The following is a 15,894-nucleotide window of genomic DNA, read 5'->3' on the forward strand; positions in this document are numbered from 1 at the left end:
ACGGGACGCCGTTCGTTTTTCCACTCAATCATCATTCTGATATCAGATTGGGGGCCGGAATAGTGACCGTTTGATCGACTTTGGAGTCGATCGTCAGCCGTTGCTACCGTCGAAAACGACCGCGTCGTCCCTCGAGCGCGATCGGTCGTAATCAGTTACTACCGATTCGTACAGCCTACATATGCTGAACTATCACATACGATTCCGATTTGCCGTCGAAATTCATCACGAACGTCGGTGGAGGATGCCTGATTTTGCCGAAAAACGAACAATCAACCCTTATATGCGTGCGGTTGGAACCCTCGAACGTTACGGAGATGAATGACTGGATCGCTATCGGGGCGCTGGCGCTCGTGGGACTGTTGATACCGCTCGGAATGATGGCGGTATCCTACCTCCTGCGGCCGACCGTTCCCGAAACGAGCAAACGCGCCACCTACGAGAGTGGCGAGATCCCCACCGGCGGGACGCGCGTCCGGTTCAACATCCAGTACTACACGGTTGCACTTCTGTTCCTCGTCTTCGATATCGAGACCGTCCTCCTGTTCCCCTGGGCGGTCGTGTACCTGGATGCCGTCGAATCGGATTCCGTCTCGTTGCTCGAGATTCTCGGGCCAATGTTGCTGTTCGTCGCCATCCTGTTGGTCGGACTCGCGTGGGCGTGGCGCAACGGCGCAGTACAGTGGGCACAGACACCCCGTCAGGCAGCGGCCGACTCTGACCGACAATGAGTAGCAACAATCCACGGCAACAGATCCACGGCAGCACCGCACCGTCGACGGACACCCGCGACTCGCGGATCGGCGAGGGGCCCGACGACCGGTTCAACTCGAAGCTCCGGGAAGCGTTCGGTTCGACGCCGTTCATCCTCACCAAGTTCGACAAGTTCATGAACTGGGTGCGGGGCAACTCGATGTTCATGCTGCAGTTCGGGATCGCTTGCTGCAGCATCGAAATGATGCACACCTACGCGATCAAACACGACCTCGATCGCTTCGGCGCCGGCGTCCCTCGCGCCTCGCCGCGACAGGCCGACGTGATGATCGTTCCGGGAACGATCGTCTCGAAGTTCGGCCCCCGCATGAAGCGGGTCTACGACCAGATGCCGGAACCGAAGTTCGTCGTCGGGATGGGATCGTGTACGATCTCCGGCGGCCCCTTCCAGGAAGGGTACAACGTCGTCAAGGGCGCCGAGGAGATCATCCCGGTCGACATCCACGTCCCGGGTTGTCCGCCCCGTCCCGAGGCGCTGGTCTACGGCATCGCCAAACTGCAAGAGCGGATCCGAAACGGCGAGTCGTCACCCGTCGTCGTCAAACCCTACGAACTCGAGGAGTTCGGCGACCTGCCACAGGACGAACTCGTCCAGAAACTCGCGAGCGAGATCGACGAGGAAGACCTCGTCATGCGCTACAACTGGGCTGATTCGCCATGAGCACGGGACTCGAACGCGACCGAGTGCCGGTCGAGGTCACCGAGGACGACCTCGAGGCGATCGTCGGCGATCGCGCGCTCGCGCGCGACGATCACCTGAACGCGCCCGGATTCGTCGTCCGCCCGGACGACGTCCGGGACGTCCTCTCGGATCTGAAAGAGCGGGCCGGGTTCGACCACCTCTCGAACCTGACCGCCCAGCAGTACGAGGATCGGTACGAGTCGATCTACCACCTGACCAAGTACGCCGACCGCACCCAGGAGGTCTCGATCGTCGTTCCGACGCCGATCGACGACCCGGTCAGCGAGTCCGCCGCGCCGGTGTTCTCGACGGCCGACTGGCACGAGCGAGAGGCCTTCGACCTCGTCGGCATCGACTACGAGGGCCATCCGGACCCGCGACGGATCCTCCTGCCGGAAACCTGGCAGGGACACCCGCTCTCGAAGGATTACGACCAGGAGAAACCGCAGCTGGTCACCCTCACGGACCACGCCAATCCGATCCAGCCGGACCACCACGACGCCGAGTCGGACACGATGTTCCTGAACATCGGTCCCCACCATCCGGCGACCCACGGCGTGCTTCACCTCGAGACGGTGTTAGACGGGGAGACGGTCGTCGACGTCGACCCCGACATCGGCTACCTCCACCGCTGCGAGGAGCAGATGTGCCAGAACGGCACGTACCGCCACCAGATCATGCCCTACCCGGACCGCTGGGACTACGTCTCGGCGGGGCTGTTGAACGAGTGGGCCTACGCGCGCGTCGCGGAGGATCTGGCCGACATCGAGGTGCCCGACTACGCCCAGGTCATCCGAACCATGGGCGCCGAACTCTGTCGGATCGCCTCCCACATGCTCGCGCTGGCGACGTTCGCGCTGGACGTCTACGGCGACTTCACCGCCATCTTCCAGTACGGGATGCGCGATCGGGAAGTCGTCCAGGACATCCTCGAGGACCTCACCGGCCAGCGGCTCATGTTCAACTACTTCCGGCTGGGCGGGGTCGCCTGGGATCTGCCGGAACCCCGCGACGAGTTCGTCGCGAAGACGCGGGACTTCCTCGACGAACTGCCGGCCAAGGTCGACGAGTACCACGACCTGCTCACCAGCAACGAGATCTTCCAGGTCCGAACTCACGACACCGGCATTATCGAGCCCGATGTGGCGAAGGACTACGGCTGTACGGGGCCCGTCGCCCGCGGCTCGGGCATCGACTACGACCTCCGGCGCGACGACCCCTACGGCTACTACGACGAACTCGAGTGGGACGTCGTCACCGAGCCGGGCTGTGACAACTACAGCCGCGTTCTCGTGCGCATGCAGGAGGTCGAGGAGTCGGCCAAGATCATCGAGCAGTGTCTCGACCTGCTCGAGGACTGGCCCGAAGACGAGCGGGAGATCCAGGCCAACGTGCCGCGGACGCTGAAGCCGGACGCCGACACCGAAGTCTACCGCGCCGTCGAAGGCGCGAAGGGCGAACTCGGCATCTACATCCGGGCCGACGGCACCGACAAGCCGGCCCGATTCAAGATCCGCAGCCCGTGTTTCCACAACCTCTCGGCGCTGCCGGAGATGGCGAACGGCGAGTACGTGCCGGACCTGATCGCGTCGCTCGGTAGCTTAGATATCGTTCTCGGGGAGGTGGACCGATAACCATGGTGGGTGGATACGCGACGGCGCCGCTCCAGAACGGCGACACGATCTTGCTCCCCGAGCGGATCGGCGAGCTAACGGGGTTAGACGGCTTCGGCGTCGGGGGCGAACTGCTCGCGACGTTCCTCGCCGCGTTCGTCATCGGGAACCTGATGCTGGCGATGACCGGCGTCGCCGGCCCGTGGGCGAAGCGAAAGATCACCGCCGCGTTCACCGACCGGATCGCGGTCAACCGGCTCGGACCGGGGGGGATCTTCATCATCCTCGCCGACGCCGTTCGCCTCCTGTCGAAGGAGTTGGTCGTTCCCGAGAACGCCGACCGACCGGCCTACGACCTCGCGCCGATCGTCGTCGCGGGCTCGGCCCTGCTCGGCTTCGCCGTGATCCCGATGGGCAGCGGCGTCCACCTCGCCGATCCCGAAGTCGGACTGGCGTACGTCTTCGCCGTCTCGGGGATCGCGAGCCTCGGACTGGTGATGGCCGGCTACTCCTCGGCGAACAAGTACTCGCTGATCGGCGGCCTCCGCGCGGTGGCACAGAACATCGCCTACGAGATCCCGCTGGTCGTCACCGGGATGTCGGTCGTGATCTTCGCCGGCACCCTCCAGATGAGCGAGATCGTCGCGGCCCAGGCCGAGCCGCTGGTTTCGTTCGCCGGCCTGGACATCCCGCGGTGGTACGCGGTGGTCAACCCGTTCGCGTTCGTCCTCTTCCTGGTCGCGAATTTCGCGGAAGTCGGCCGTAACCCGTTCGACACGCCGGAAGCGCCGACCGAGATCGTCGCCGGGTACCAGACCGAGTACTCCTCGGTCTACTTCGTGCTGATCTACCTCGGGGAGTTCCTCCACATCTTCCTCGGGGGCGGGATCATCGCGACGATCTTCCTCGGCGGTCCGGCCGGACCCGGGCCGGCGGAACTCGGCATCGTCTGGTTCATCGTCAAGATCTGGGCGATATTCCTCCTGACCCAGTGGCTCCGCTCGGCGGTGCCCCGGGTCCGGATCGACCAACTGATCGAGATCGGCTGGAAGGGACTGCTCGTCCTTTCCTTCGCGAACCTCATCCTCACCGCAGTGATCGTGGGGGTCCTAGCATGATCGGAATTCTCAAATCAATGGCCACGACGATGAAGCACGCACTGGACGGGTCGACCTTCACGGTCGAGTACCCCGAGACAGCACCGGACGTCTCCCCGCGGTTCAGGGGCGTCCACAAGTTCAGCCAGGAGCGGTGTATCTGGTGTCGGCAGTGTGAGAACGTCTGTCCGAACGACACGATCCAGATCGTGACGAACGATCAGCGACAGGGCGAACAGTACAACCTCCACATCGGGCAGTGCGTCTACTGCCGGCTCTGCGAGGAGGTCTGCCCCGTCGACGCCATCCTGCTGACCCAGAACTTCGAGTTCACGGCGGACACGAAACACGACTTCGTCTACAACAAGGAGCAGCTGAAAGCGGTACCGTGGTACAAGGACATCGACCCGCTCGAGTCGCGCGAACCCGACCGGGGCGCGTGGATCGGCGAGGGCGAAGGAGAGGTCGACTACCAGTAACCATGTTGGAAACAATCGCCTTCGCGGCCTTCGCGTTCGTGACGATCGCCAGCGCGCTGGGCGTGGTCCTCCTCGAGGAGCCCTGGCACGCGGCGTTGTTACTCGGCGTCGCGCTGATGAGCATCGCGGTCCACTTCGTGATGCTCGCCGCCGAGTTCGTCGCGATGATGCAGATCCTCGTCTACGTCGGCGGGGTGCTGGTCCTCATCACGTTCGCCGTGATGCTCACCCAGCGCGAGGAAACGGCGTCCGACTCAGACTCCGACGAGGTGGTGCGGACATGACGAACCGACCGCGACTCCGACTCGGGAAGACGCTCGTACCCGGGCTGCTCGCCGTCGGGCTGTTCGCGCTGATGGCGCTGATCGTCCTCAACACGCCGTTCGAGCCGATGGCCGACGGCGGCTTCGAGGCCGAATCGATCACCGCCGCAATCGGCTACGCGCTGTTCGACCTCGAGGCGCTCCAGCAGGACGCGGGCGTGGTGGGAACCGAACCGTTCCTCGCGGCCTTCCTGCTGATCGCGGTCGCGCTCGACGCGGCGCTGGACGCCTCCCTGGTCCTCGCGAAACGCGAGGAGTCGGGCGAACCCGTCTCGCCGCTCTCGAGTACGAGCCCCGACGACGCCGGCACCGGCGCCCGTCCGGCGACCGACTCGAGCGGGTTCGGCGGTTCGGAGCCGACGGCGACCGACGGCGGCCGATCCGAGACCGCAGCGGACGAGCGCTCGAACGGAGGTGACCGTCGGTGACGGTCGCCGTCGAGTACTACGTCCTGCTGTCGATGGCCGTCTTCTGTATCGGGCTCATGGGAGTCCTGACGCGTCGGAACGCACTGCTGTTCCTGATGTCCGTCGAACTCATGCTGAACGCGGCGAACATCAATCTGATCGCGTTCGCGTTCTACCACGGCAACCTCACCGGGCAGGTGTTCGCGCTGTTCACCATGGCGCTGGCCGCCGCGGAGGTCGCCGTCGGACTCGGGATCATCCTGGTGCTGTATCGCAACTTCCGTGACGTCGACGTCACGGTTCCAACGACGATGAGGTGGTAAGATGGTAGGAACTGGTGCAGGCCCATTCAGTTACGCTCCGGCGATCGCACTGTTCCCGCTCGCGGCGTTCGTCATCTCGCTCGTCTTCGGCCGACAGCTGCCGAAGAAGGGCGCGATTCCGGGTATCTTCGCGACGGCAGCCTCGCTGCTGTTCTCGCTGTGGATGTTCGCGACGGTCGCGGGCGGCGAAACGTATCACGAGACGCTCTACGAGTGGTCGGCCGGCGCGGTCACGACCGAGGTCGGCGCCGAGGAGATCGCCTTCTCCTTCGGCCTGCTGATCGATCCGCTGTCGGCGCTGATGCTGATCATCGTCTCGCTGGTCGCCTTCCTCGTCCACGTCTTCAGCCTCGGATACATGAACGACGAGGGAGAGACCGGGCTGCCGCGGTACTACGCCAGCCTCGGGCTCTTCACCTTCAGCATGCTCGCGTTCGTCTACGCGGACAACCTGCTGATGGCGTTCATGTTCTTCGAACTCGTCGGCCTCTGTTCGTACCTGCTGATCGGGTTCTGGTTCCGGACGAAGTCGGCCCCCTCGGCCGCGAAGAAGGCGTTCCTCGTCACCCGCTTCGGCGACTACTTCTTCCTGATCGGCGTCGTCGCCATCGCGTCGACGTTCGGGACGGTCGCCTTCGCCGGCGAGGAGTCGTTCGTCGCCGCCGCCGAGACGGCCATCGAGGACGGAACGACGCTGTTCGGCTTCGACGCCCAGACGTGGGTGACGATCACCGGGCTGCTCGTGCTCGGCGGAGTCATCGGCAAGTCCGCGCAGTTCCCGCTGCACACCTGGCTGCCCGACGCGATGGAAGGCCCGACCACCGTCTCCGCGCTCATTCACGCGGCGACGATGGTCGCGGCCGGCGTCTATCTCGTGGCGCGGATGTTCGGCTACTACGCGCTCTCGCCGACCGCGCTGTCGATCATCGCCTTCGTCGGCGGCTTCACCGCCTTATTCGCCGCGACGATGGGCGTCGTCAAGGACGACATCAAGCAGGTGCTGGCGTACTCGACGATCAGCCAGTACGGCTACATGATGCTGGGGATGGGCGTCGGCGGCTACGTCGCCGGGGTCTTCCACCTCATGAACCACGCCTTCTTCAAGGCGCTGCTGTTCCTCGGCTCCGGCGCCGTCATCGTCCTCATGCACCACGAACAGGACATGTGGAAGATGGGCGGCCTGAAGGACAAGGCGCCGATCACCTACTACACGTTCCTCGCGGGCGCGCTCGCGCTCGCGGGAATCGTCCCGTTCTCCGGCTTCTGGTCGAAAGACGAGGTGCTGTTCGACGCCCTGATCGTCGGCTTAGAGGAGCCCGTCATCCTCGCGGCCTACGCGATGGGACTGCTCGCCGTCTTCTTCACCGGGTTCTACACCTTCCGGATGGTCTTCCTGACCTTCCACGGCGAACCCCGCACCGAGACGGCCGAGGATCCACACGGCGTCGGCTGGTCGATCAAGGCGCCGCTGGTCGTCCTCGGACTCCTCGCGGCCCTCGTCGGCTTCGTCAACCTCGCGCCGATCGCCAAGGTCGCGGGGATGGACATCACGTTCCTCGAGTACTGGCTCGACGGTGAGTACGGCTACGTCGAGGGACTGACCTACCACCACTACCACGAGATGGTGGCCTTCGAAGAGGGGTACATCGGCTCCGAGACGACGACGATGCTGCTCAGCGCCGGCCTCTCGCTGGGACTGGCGCTGGCCGGCGCGTTCGCGGCGCACACGCTGTACAACGTCCCCGAACCGAAGCGACACACGACGAAAATCGGCGGCGCCTACACCGTCCTGCGGCACAACTACTACCAGGACGAGTACCAGGTCTGGCTCGCCGAGGGACTCACGCTGCCGCTTGCCCGGACGGCCGATCTCTTCGACCGGTCGGTTATCGACGGCGCCGTCAACGGCGTCTCGGGCGCCAGCCTGTTCGGCAGTAGCTGGGTGAAACGCATCCAAACGGGGCTCGTGACGAACTACGCGGCACTGATCGTGGCCGGGTTCATCGCGTTGCTCCTCGGTCTCGGACTCTACGGAGGGTGGTTCTGATGATGATCGAAGCACTGATCGCGGTCGCACTGATCGGCGCGCTCGTCACGTTCGTCGCGCCGAATCGCGTCGCCGGGAAACTGGCCTTCGCCATCAGCCTCGTGCCGGCCGCGCTCAGCCTGTGGATGTTCACCGCCTTCGACGGCAGCGGCAACGCCCTGCTCGACGGTAGCCTCGCCTTCGAATCCCACCTCGAGTGGATCCAGCTGGGCGAGTACTCGATCGAGTGGTTCGTCGGCCTCGACGGCATCAGCCTGCCGCTCGTGGTCATGACGACGATCCTCTGCTCGCTGGCGATCCTGAGCTCGTGGACGCCGATCGACAGCCGCGAGTCCCAGTTCTACGGGCTCGTGCTGTTCATCGAGGCGAACCTGATCGGCGTCTTCTCGGCGCTGGATTTCTTCGTCTGGTTCATCTTCTGGGAGGCCGTCCTCATCCCGATGTACCTGCTGATCGGGGTCTGGGGCGGTCCGGACCGGAAGTACGCCGCGATCAAGTTCTTCGTCTACACGAACGTGGCGTCGCTGCTGATGTTCGGGTCGTTCATCGCGCTCGTCTTCGGCCTCGGCGACGCCGTGACGAGCTTCGCGCTGCCGGACGTCGCCGACGCGATGGTCAACGGTGGCGTCCAGTCGAGCGTCTTCGGTATCGATCCGGGCACGTTCACGGCGCTCGTGTTCATCGCGCTGTTCCTCGGCTTCGCCGTGAAGGTGCCGGTGGTCCCGTTCCACACGTGGCTGCCCGACGCCCACGTGCAGGCCCCGACGCCCGCCTCCGTGCTGCTCGCGGGCGTGCTCCTGAAGATGGGGACCTACGCCCTGCTGCGGTTCAACTTCACGATGTTCCCGGAGCAGGTCGAGACCTACGCCGTGCCGATCGCGGCCGTCGCGGTCATCAGCGTCATCTACGGCGCGATGCTGGCGCTGGCCCAGACGGACCTAAAGCGGATCGTCGCCTACTCCTCGGTCTCCTCGATGGGGTACGTGATCCTCGGACTGATCGCCTACACCCAGTTCGGGGTCGGCGGGGCGACGTTCCAGATGGTCTCCCACGGGCTGATCTCCGGACTGATGTTCATGTCGGTCGGCGTCATCTACAACGTCACGCACACCCGCAGCGTCGAGGAGATGTCCGGGCTGGCCGACCGGATGCCGATCGCCGTCGGCATCCTCGTCGCCGGCGCCTTCGGCTACATGGGGCTGCCGCTGATGTCCGGCTTCCACGGCGAGTTCACCATCTTCTTCGGCGCCTTCCAGGCCGACTTCGCCTACGCGCCGCTGTTTACGGCGCTTGCGATGTTCGGCATCGTCATCGTCGCCGGCTACCTGCTCTTCGCGCTCCAGCGGACCGTCTTCGGCCCGTATCACCTGGAAACCGACTACGACGTGGGCCGCGCGCCGCTGCACGACATCGCGCCGATGTTCGTGTTGCTCGCGCTCATCATCGCCCTCGGCGTAGCCCCCGAACTGATATTCGACATGATAACCGACGCAGTCGATCCGATCCTGAACGGAGGTGACCTGTAATGGCGGTCTATCAACTCCCACAGTGGGCCGCGCTGGCCCCGGCGCTAATCTTGGCGCTGACCGGGCTGGTGTTGTTCCTCGTGGACAGCATCTCGCCGCGGTCGACCGACCGAACGCTGCTGGCCGGCACCGCGGCCGTCGGCGCGCTGGCCTCGCTCGGCGTCGCCGTCTGGTTTACCGCCGCCGGCGTCGGCACGCCGACCATCGACGGCGGCGAGGGCGTCATCGAGGTCTTCGACGGCCAGTTCGTCGTCGACCAGCTGGCGCTGTACTTCACGATCGTCGTCACCATCGTGACGGCGCTGATCGTCGTCGCCAGCTACGACTACCTGGCGGGTCACACCTACCAGGCCGAGTACTACTCGCTGGTCGTCCTCGCGTCGACCGGGATGGCGACCGTCGCGGCCGCCAACAGCCTCGTGACGATCTTCATCGCCCTCGAGCTGACGAGTCTGCCGTCCTACGCCCTCGTGGCGATCTTGAAGGACAACCGCGGCAGCGTCGAGGCCGGGCTGAAGTACTTCCTGATCGGCGCGCTCTCCTCGGCGATCTTCGTCTACGGGATTTCGCTGGTCTACGGCGCGACCGGCGTTCTCCAGTTGGACAGCATCGCAGAAGTTATCGCCGACGGCGGCGCCGACGGCTTCGGCGGCCTGCTCGGACTGGGCATCCTCATGTTGCTCGGCGGGATCGCGTTCAAGACCGCCAGCGTGCCGTTCCACTTCTGGGCGCCCGAGGCCTACGAGGGCGCCCCCGCACCGATCAGCGCGTTCCTTTCCTCGGCCTCGAAGGCCGCCGGCTTCGTGATCGCGTTCCGCGTGTTCAACGTGGCCTTCCCGCTGGGCGAGATCGGGAGCGTGATCGGCTTCGACTGGACGGTCGCCTTCGTCGTGCTCGCGATCGTCACCATGACGGTCGGGAACTTCGCGGCGGCGACTCAGGAGAACGTCAAGCGGATGCTCGCCTACTCGTCGATCGGCCACGCCGGCTACGCCCTGATCGGGCTTGCGGGCCTCTCGGCCGACGGCGGCGAACTCGTCATGGGCGCGGCGCTGATGCACCTGCTCGTCTACGGCTTCATGAACACGGGCGCGTTCCTGTTCGTCGCGCTGGCCGAGCACTGGGGCGTCGGCCGCACCTTCGAGGACTACAACGGCCTCTCGTCGCAGGCGCCGGTCGCCTGCACGGCGATGGCCGTCTTCCTGTTCAGTCTCGCCGGGATTCCGCCGTTCGGCGGCTTCTTCAGCAAGTACTTCCTCTTCACCGGCGCCCTCGAGGCGGCGACGGCGAACGCGGCGATGCTGGCCGTGGCCGCCGCGCTCGTGGTCAACAGCGCGCTCTCGCTGTACTACTACTCGCGGCTGGTCAAGGCGCTGTGGATCGAGGACCCGCCGGCGACGCGCGATCGGCTCGGACAGCCGACGGGGCTCTACGCGGCGATCGTCGTCGCCGCCGTGATGACGATCGTCATCCTCCCCGGCTTCGGTCCGGTCGCCGAGGCCGCCACCGGAGCCGCGGAGGCGCTCGTCAACTGATCGCCGGGCCGTCGCTGGCGACCCGGTAGCTTTTCCCGCTCGGAATCGCAACTGCGATACATGGTTTTCCGGCTCGTGCTCGGCTGTGGAACGGTCGGCCGACAGGTCGTCGAACGGTTCCCCGAGCGCGACGCACGTACCGGCGATCGCCTGCTCGTCGTCACCGACGACGAGAGCGTCGCCGAAACGCTTCGCGACGAGAGCCTCCCGGCGCGGCGGGCCGATCCGACCGACCCGTCCGTGATCGCGAACCTCGAGACGCCGGACGTGATATTCGTCGCCGGCGACCGGACCGATCGGAACCGGCTCGCGCTCGTCCGGGCCCGGGAGCGGTTCCCGACGAGTTCGATCGTCGCCTACATGGGCGGGAACGCGACCGAAGCGGACCGAACGCGGTTCGAGGAACTCGCGAATTATGTCGTCGACGCCCGGCGGTCGATGGTCGATCACATCCTCGAGGGGACCGTGAGTCCGTCGGCCGGCGCCGCGATCGGACTCCGGAAACAGCTGGCGGAAATCGACGGTCGGCTGGCGGTGGTGATGCACGACAACCCCGACCCGGACGCGATCGCAAGCGCCGTCGCGCTGGTCGACATCGCCGCGGAGATGGGCGTCGACGCCGACGCCTGCTACTTCGGCGAGATCTCCCACCAGGAGAACCGCGCGATGGTCAACCTGCTCGATCTCGACCTGCGAAACCTCTCGCCGTCCGACTCCCTCGACGACTACTCGGCCTTCGCGCTGGTCGATCACTCCCGACCCGGCGTCAACGACCAACTACCCGAGGGACTCCACATCGACATCGTCATCGACCACCACCCGCCACGGGGTCCGGTGCCCGGCGAGTTCGTCGATCTGCGCGAGGGAGCCGGAGCGACCAGCTCGGTGCTGACGGAGTATCTCGACCGGTTCAGTCTCGAACCGCGGCGGCCGACGGCGACCGCGTTGCTGTACGGGATCCGGATCGACACGAACGACTTCACCCGCGAGGTCTCCCCGGCGGATTTCAACGCCGCCTCGGTGCTGTGGCCCCACGCCGACACGTCGATGCTCGAGCAGATCGAGCAGCCGACGGTCGAAGGAGACACGCTCGAGACGATCGCCCGGGCGATCAAGAACCGCATCCAGCGGGACTCGGTCGCCGTCGCGAGCGTCGGCGAGATCACCAACCGCGACGCCCTCCCGCAGGCGGCCGAGCAGTTGCTGTCGATGGAGGGGATCGAAACGACGCTCATCTTCGGTTTTCGCGACGAGATGGTCTTCGTCTCCGCGCGCTCGCGGGCGGCCGACGTCGACCTGGGCGAGACGGTCCGGGACGCGTTCGATCGGATCGGCAGCGCCGGCGGCCACGCCGATATGGCCGGCGCCCAGCTCGAGCTCGGCATCCTCGGCAACGCCGACGACGCCGACGAGGTCGAATCGATCGTCAGCGTCGTCGAGGAGGTCATCACGAACCGGTTCTTCGAGGCGATCGACACCGGTCCGGGAACGCCCGTCGGCGTCTACACCCAGACCAGCGAGCGGCTGTTCTCGGTCGACGACGAGTCCGAGTCTCCCTCGAGGAACCGAACGTCGGCCGACGAGAACGGGGAGTCGGTCTAGGGTCTGGGGTCGTCCCGAGACCACCGCCCCGCGAGGGGGCCGAGCGGTCGCGGAAGACACGTTTTTGCGCGCGCGGCTCGTTGGCCCGTCTATGGAGGTCCTGTCGGACCGGAGCAAGCCGAAGGTCAAGGAGTACATGACGCGCGACGTCGCGACGGTCGCTCCCGACGAAACCGTCGGCGACGTCGCCACGCGGATCGCCGAGAGCGAGGAGCACAGCGGCTTTCCCGTCTGCGAGCGGCGCCGCGTGGAGGGCTTTATCAGCGCCCGCGACCTGCTGCTGGCCGACGACGACGATCCGATCTTCAAGGTGATGGCCACCGACCTGCTCGTGGCCCATCCCGATATGAAGGTGACCGACGCCGCCCGCGTCATCCTCCGGTCGGGCATCCAGAAGCTCCCCGTCGTCGACGACGCCGGCAACCTCGTGGGGATCATCTCGAACGCCGACGTCATCCGCAGCCAGATCGAGCGCGCCACGCCCGAGAAAGTGGGGAAACTCGTTCGGACCCTAGAGGAGATCCACGACACCCACCTCGAGCAGGAGCGCCGAACCGTCGCCCTGGCGGAGCTGACGCCCACGCAGGGCCGGGTCTACGCCGACGAACTCGAGGGTCGGCGGTACGAACTCGAGCACGGGCTGGCCGAGCCGCTGGTCGTCATCGACAACGGCGGCACGCTGTTGCTGGCCGACGGCCACCACCGCGTGCTCGCGGCCGATCGGCTGGGGATCGACGAGATGGACGCCTACGTCATCGTCGTCGATCAGACGATCGAGCTCGGGATGGCCAAGACCGCGGAGAAGGAGAACCTAGAGCGGATCGACGACATCGAGGTCGTCGACTACGCACACCACCCGCTCGTCCAGACGACCGAGCGGCTGCAGTCCGACAACTGAGGGCGGCCGGCGGCTCGCCGCAGATCGACTCCGATCGGCGTATCAGATCTGATAGCTGCGGCTGAATAGTTACAAGTACAGTGGGAAAAGACCGGGATATATGACAACGAAGGTAGTAGAACGGACGGACGACTACACCGTGGAACTGGAGCCGGAGCTCGGTATTCCGGTTTTCACGTACAATCGGTTCGTCACGGGCGAGGAGTTACGGGAGGCCGCGCTCAGGTGGGCCGAGGTTGTCGAGGCGGAGGGCGCCGACCGCTACGTCGTGAACACGGCGGAGTTCATGGCGCACAAGGACGAGGATAAGAAGTGGCTCGCGGAGACCTGGATCCCGAAACTGCTCGATCTCGGCGTTCGGGTGGGGGCCGGCGTACACGCGGACTCGGCCGTCGCGTCGCTCGAGAAGCGACGCATCGAGACGGCGCTGAACGAGATCGATCCCCGATTCGAGTACCGCACGTTCACGAGCGACGCGGACGCGCTGGCGTGGCTGGCCGAGCAGTAGCGGACGTCCGGCCGCCAATCGAGTCGCCTCGAGTCCCAGTCCGTCGAGCGCGGACCCACTGTGTTTTGGAGACGGGTTCAACCCTGACTGGACCCTTCGAGCGGATACGATGAAACGCGCAAACGTCCAGCGGAAGACCGCCGTTCGGTGTGGCGACTGTCAGTCCATCTTCACGGCCGAAATCGAAGACGACGGCGCGGTCTTCCTGATCGGGATGGGCGACCGCTGTGGCTGTGGCGGGACCGAATTCTCGAGTTTCGCCTGATCGGTCCGTCCGGAGCCGAACACAGCCGTCCGCGGTCGCTCTCGCGACCCGCTTCGTCACACGCTACCATTCCCCGGAATCCTTAATGCCGCGTCCGGCAAATCGTGTGCGTATGTACGACGAGGAGGACCTCGAGTCGATCCGGGAGGCCACGGACGAGTGGGAACGGGAGACGCTCGAGCCGGCCCTCGACGCCCACGGAGAGCGCAGCGAGCGGTTCGCGACCGTCTCGAACCTCGAGGTCGACCGGCTCTATACGCCCGAGGACGTCGCCGATCTCGACTACCTCGAGGACCTCGGCTTTCCGGGCGAGGAGCCGTACACCCGCGGCCCGTACCCGACGATGTACCGCGGGCGGACGTGGACGATGCGGCAGTTCGCGGGCTTCGGGACGGCCGAGGAGACCAACGAGCGCTTTCACTACCTGATCGACGAGGGCCAGACCGGCCTCTCGACGGCGTTCGATATGCCCTCTCTGATGGGACTCGACTCGGACGATCCGATGAGCGAGGGCGAGATCGGCAGGGAAGGGGTCGCGGTCGACACGCTCCGCGATATGGAGATCCTCTTCGACGGGATCGACCTGGCGGAGATCTCGACCTCGTTTACGATCAACCCCTCCGCGCCGGTGATCTACGCGATGTACGTCGCGCTGGCCGACCAGCGGGGCGTCCCCCGCGAGAAGCTCCGCGGGACCCTCCAGAACGACATGTTCAAGGAGTTCATCGCCCAGAAGGAGTGGGTGATCCCCCCGGAGCCGTCGCTCGATCTCGTCACGGACGTCGTCGAGTTCAGCACCGAGGAGACGCCGAAGTTCCACCCCATCTCGGTCTCGGGCTACCACATCCGCGAAGCCGGCTCGACCGCCGTCCAGGAACTGGCCTTCACCCTCGCGGACGGCTTCGCCTACGTCGAGGACGCGATGGAGCGAGGGCTCGACGTCGACGAGTTCGCGCCGCGGCTCTCCTTTTTCTTCAACTGCCACAACTCCTTCTTCGAGGAGATCGCGAAGTACCGGGCCGCTCGGCGGATCTACGCCCGCGTGATGGACGACTGGTACGACGCCGAGGCCGACGAGTCCAAACGGCTCAAGTTCCACACCCAGACCGCGGGCCAGTCGCTGACGGCCCAGCAGCCGCTGAACAACGTCGTTCGAGTGACGATCCAGGCGCTTGCGGGGTACTGGGCGGCACGCAGTCGCTGCACACTAACAGCTTCGACGAGGCGCTGGCGCTCCCTCGGAGAAGGCGGTCCGGTCGCCCTGCGCACCCAGCAGATCATCGCCGAGGAGTCCGGCGCGGCGGACATCGTCGACCCGATGGGCGGCAGTTTCGCCGTCGAGGCGCTGACCGACGAAACCGAGCAGCGCGCCATGCGCTACATCGAGGAGATCCGCGAGATGGGCGACGGCTCCGTCCGGGACGGCGTCTTAAAGGGCATCGAGGACGGCTACTTCCTGCGGGAGATCCAGGACGCCTCCTACGAGTACCAGGAGCGCGTCGAGCGCGGCGAGGAGGTCGTCGTCGGCGTCAACGAGTACACCTTAACGGAGGACACCAGCCCGGACATCCTCCAGATCGACGAGACGACGGCCGAACGGCAGCTCGCGCGCCTCGAGGACGTCAAGGCCGACCGCGACGACGCGGCCGTCGAGGACGCGCTCGAGGCGCTCCGCGAGGCGAGCGAGCGCGGCGAGAACGCGATACCGTACATCGTCGACGCGGTGAAGGCGTACGCGACGATGGGCGAGATCATGCAGGTGTTCGAGGAACAGCACGGCGCCTACAGCGAGGAGATCGGACTGGCGTGAGCGGC

At 65.7% G+C, this 15,894-nt stretch carries 16 protein-coding genes; all 16 read left to right on the plus strand.

Annotated features, from left to right (window positions below; translation table 11 throughout):
• Positions 1 to 317: 317 nt before the first annotated feature.
• Positions 318 to 731, plus strand: a complete 414-nt coding sequence (locus HTZ84_RS11295; protein ID WP_008896384.1) for an NADH-quinone oxidoreductase subunit A — start codon at positions 318 to 320, stop codon at positions 729 to 731.
• Positions 728 to 1,435 (plus strand): NADH-quinone oxidoreductase subunit B, encoded by a 708-nt coding sequence (locus tag HTZ84_RS11300; protein ID WP_008896383.1) that lies wholly within the window; start codon positions 728 to 730, stop codon positions 1,433 to 1,435. The genes HTZ84_RS11295 and HTZ84_RS11300 overlap by 4 nt, the downstream gene beginning before the upstream one ends.
• Entirely contained in the window at positions 1,432 to 3,090 is a 1,659-nt protein-coding gene (locus tag HTZ84_RS11305) for an NADH-quinone oxidoreductase subunit D (RefSeq protein ID WP_174680773.1), read from the plus strand. Before HTZ84_RS11300 ends, HTZ84_RS11305 begins: the two co-directional genes overlap by 4 nt.
• Positions 3,091 to 3,092: 2 nt before the next feature.
• The gene (locus HTZ84_RS11310; protein WP_174680774.1) at positions 3,093 to 4,187 is read left to right on the plus strand and encodes a complex I subunit 1/NuoH family protein; all 1,095 of its coding nucleotides are present in this window, start codon (positions 3,093 to 3,095) and stop codon (positions 4,185 to 4,187) included.
• A complete protein-coding gene (locus tag HTZ84_RS11315) occupies positions 4,184 to 4,645 on the plus strand; it encodes a NuoI/complex I 23 kDa subunit family protein (RefSeq protein ID WP_008896380.1) in 462 nt (153 codons plus the stop codon). The genes HTZ84_RS11310 and HTZ84_RS11315 overlap by 4 nt, the downstream gene beginning before the upstream one ends.
• A gap of 2 nt (positions 4,646 to 4,647) precedes the next feature.
• A complete protein-coding gene (locus HTZ84_RS11320) occupies positions 4,648 to 4,929 on the plus strand; it encodes an NADH-quinone oxidoreductase subunit J (protein ID WP_174680775.1) in 282 nt (93 codons plus the stop codon).
• The gene (locus HTZ84_RS11325; protein ID WP_174680776.1) at positions 4,926 to 5,396 is read left to right on the plus strand and encodes an NADH-quinone oxidoreductase subunit J; all 471 of its coding nucleotides are present in this window, start codon (positions 4,926 to 4,928) and stop codon (positions 5,394 to 5,396) included. The genes HTZ84_RS11320 and HTZ84_RS11325 overlap by 4 nt, the downstream gene beginning before the upstream one ends.
• A complete protein-coding gene (gene nuoK / locus HTZ84_RS11330) occupies positions 5,393 to 5,698 on the plus strand; it encodes an NADH-quinone oxidoreductase subunit NuoK (RefSeq protein ID WP_008896377.1) in 306 nt (101 codons plus the stop codon). The genes HTZ84_RS11325 and nuoK overlap by 4 nt, the downstream gene beginning before the upstream one ends.
• Position 5,699: 1 nt before the next feature.
• Positions 5,700 to 7,745: an NADH-quinone oxidoreductase subunit L gene (nuoL, locus tag HTZ84_RS11335; protein WP_174680777.1), complete on the plus strand. Its 2,046-nt coding sequence runs from the start codon at positions 5,700 to 5,702 to the stop codon at positions 7,743 to 7,745.
• On the plus strand, positions 7,745 to 9,271 hold the full coding sequence (locus HTZ84_RS11340; protein WP_174680778.1) for a complex I subunit 4 family protein: 1,527 nt from the start codon (positions 7,745 to 7,747) through the stop codon (positions 9,269 to 9,271). The genes nuoL and HTZ84_RS11340 overlap by 1 nt, the downstream gene beginning before the upstream one ends.
• Positions 9,271 to 10,806 (plus strand): NADH-quinone oxidoreductase subunit N, encoded by a 1,536-nt coding sequence (locus HTZ84_RS11345; RefSeq protein ID WP_174680779.1) that lies wholly within the window; start codon positions 9,271 to 9,273, stop codon positions 10,804 to 10,806. The genes HTZ84_RS11340 and HTZ84_RS11345 overlap by 1 nt, the downstream gene beginning before the upstream one ends.
• Positions 10,807 to 10,866: 60 nt before the next feature.
• Positions 10,867 to 12,408 (plus strand): DHH family phosphoesterase, encoded by a 1,542-nt coding sequence (locus tag HTZ84_RS11350; protein WP_174680780.1) that lies wholly within the window; start codon positions 10,867 to 10,869, stop codon positions 12,406 to 12,408.
• A gap of 91 nt (positions 12,409 to 12,499) precedes the next feature.
• Positions 12,500 to 13,306 (plus strand): CBS domain-containing protein, encoded by an 807-nt coding sequence (locus HTZ84_RS11355; protein WP_174680781.1) that lies wholly within the window; start codon positions 12,500 to 12,502, stop codon positions 13,304 to 13,306.
• 100 nt (positions 13,307 to 13,406) lie between these two features.
• Positions 13,407 to 13,814, plus strand: a complete 408-nt coding sequence (locus HTZ84_RS11360) for a hypothetical protein (RefSeq protein WP_174680782.1) — start codon at positions 13,407 to 13,409, stop codon at positions 13,812 to 13,814.
• A 109-nt stretch (positions 13,815 to 13,923) separates the two neighbouring features.
• Positions 13,924 to 14,079 carry a hypothetical protein gene (locus HTZ84_RS11365; protein ID WP_008896370.1) on the plus strand — a complete coding sequence of 52 codons (156 nt, stop codon included), beginning with the start codon at positions 13,924 to 13,926 and terminating at the stop codon, positions 14,077 to 14,079.
• 112 nt (positions 14,080 to 14,191) lie between these two features.
• A complete protein-coding gene (locus HTZ84_RS11370; protein ID WP_174680783.1) occupies positions 14,192 to 15,889 on the plus strand; it encodes a methylmalonyl-CoA mutase family protein in 1,698 nt (565 codons plus the stop codon).
• Positions 15,890 to 15,894 lie beyond the last annotated feature (5 nt).

It is taken from the genome of Haloterrigena gelatinilytica, assembly GCF_013342145.1.
Taxonomy (GTDB): domain Archaea; phylum Halobacteriota; class Halobacteria; order Halobacteriales; family Natrialbaceae; genus Haloterrigena; species Haloterrigena gelatinilytica.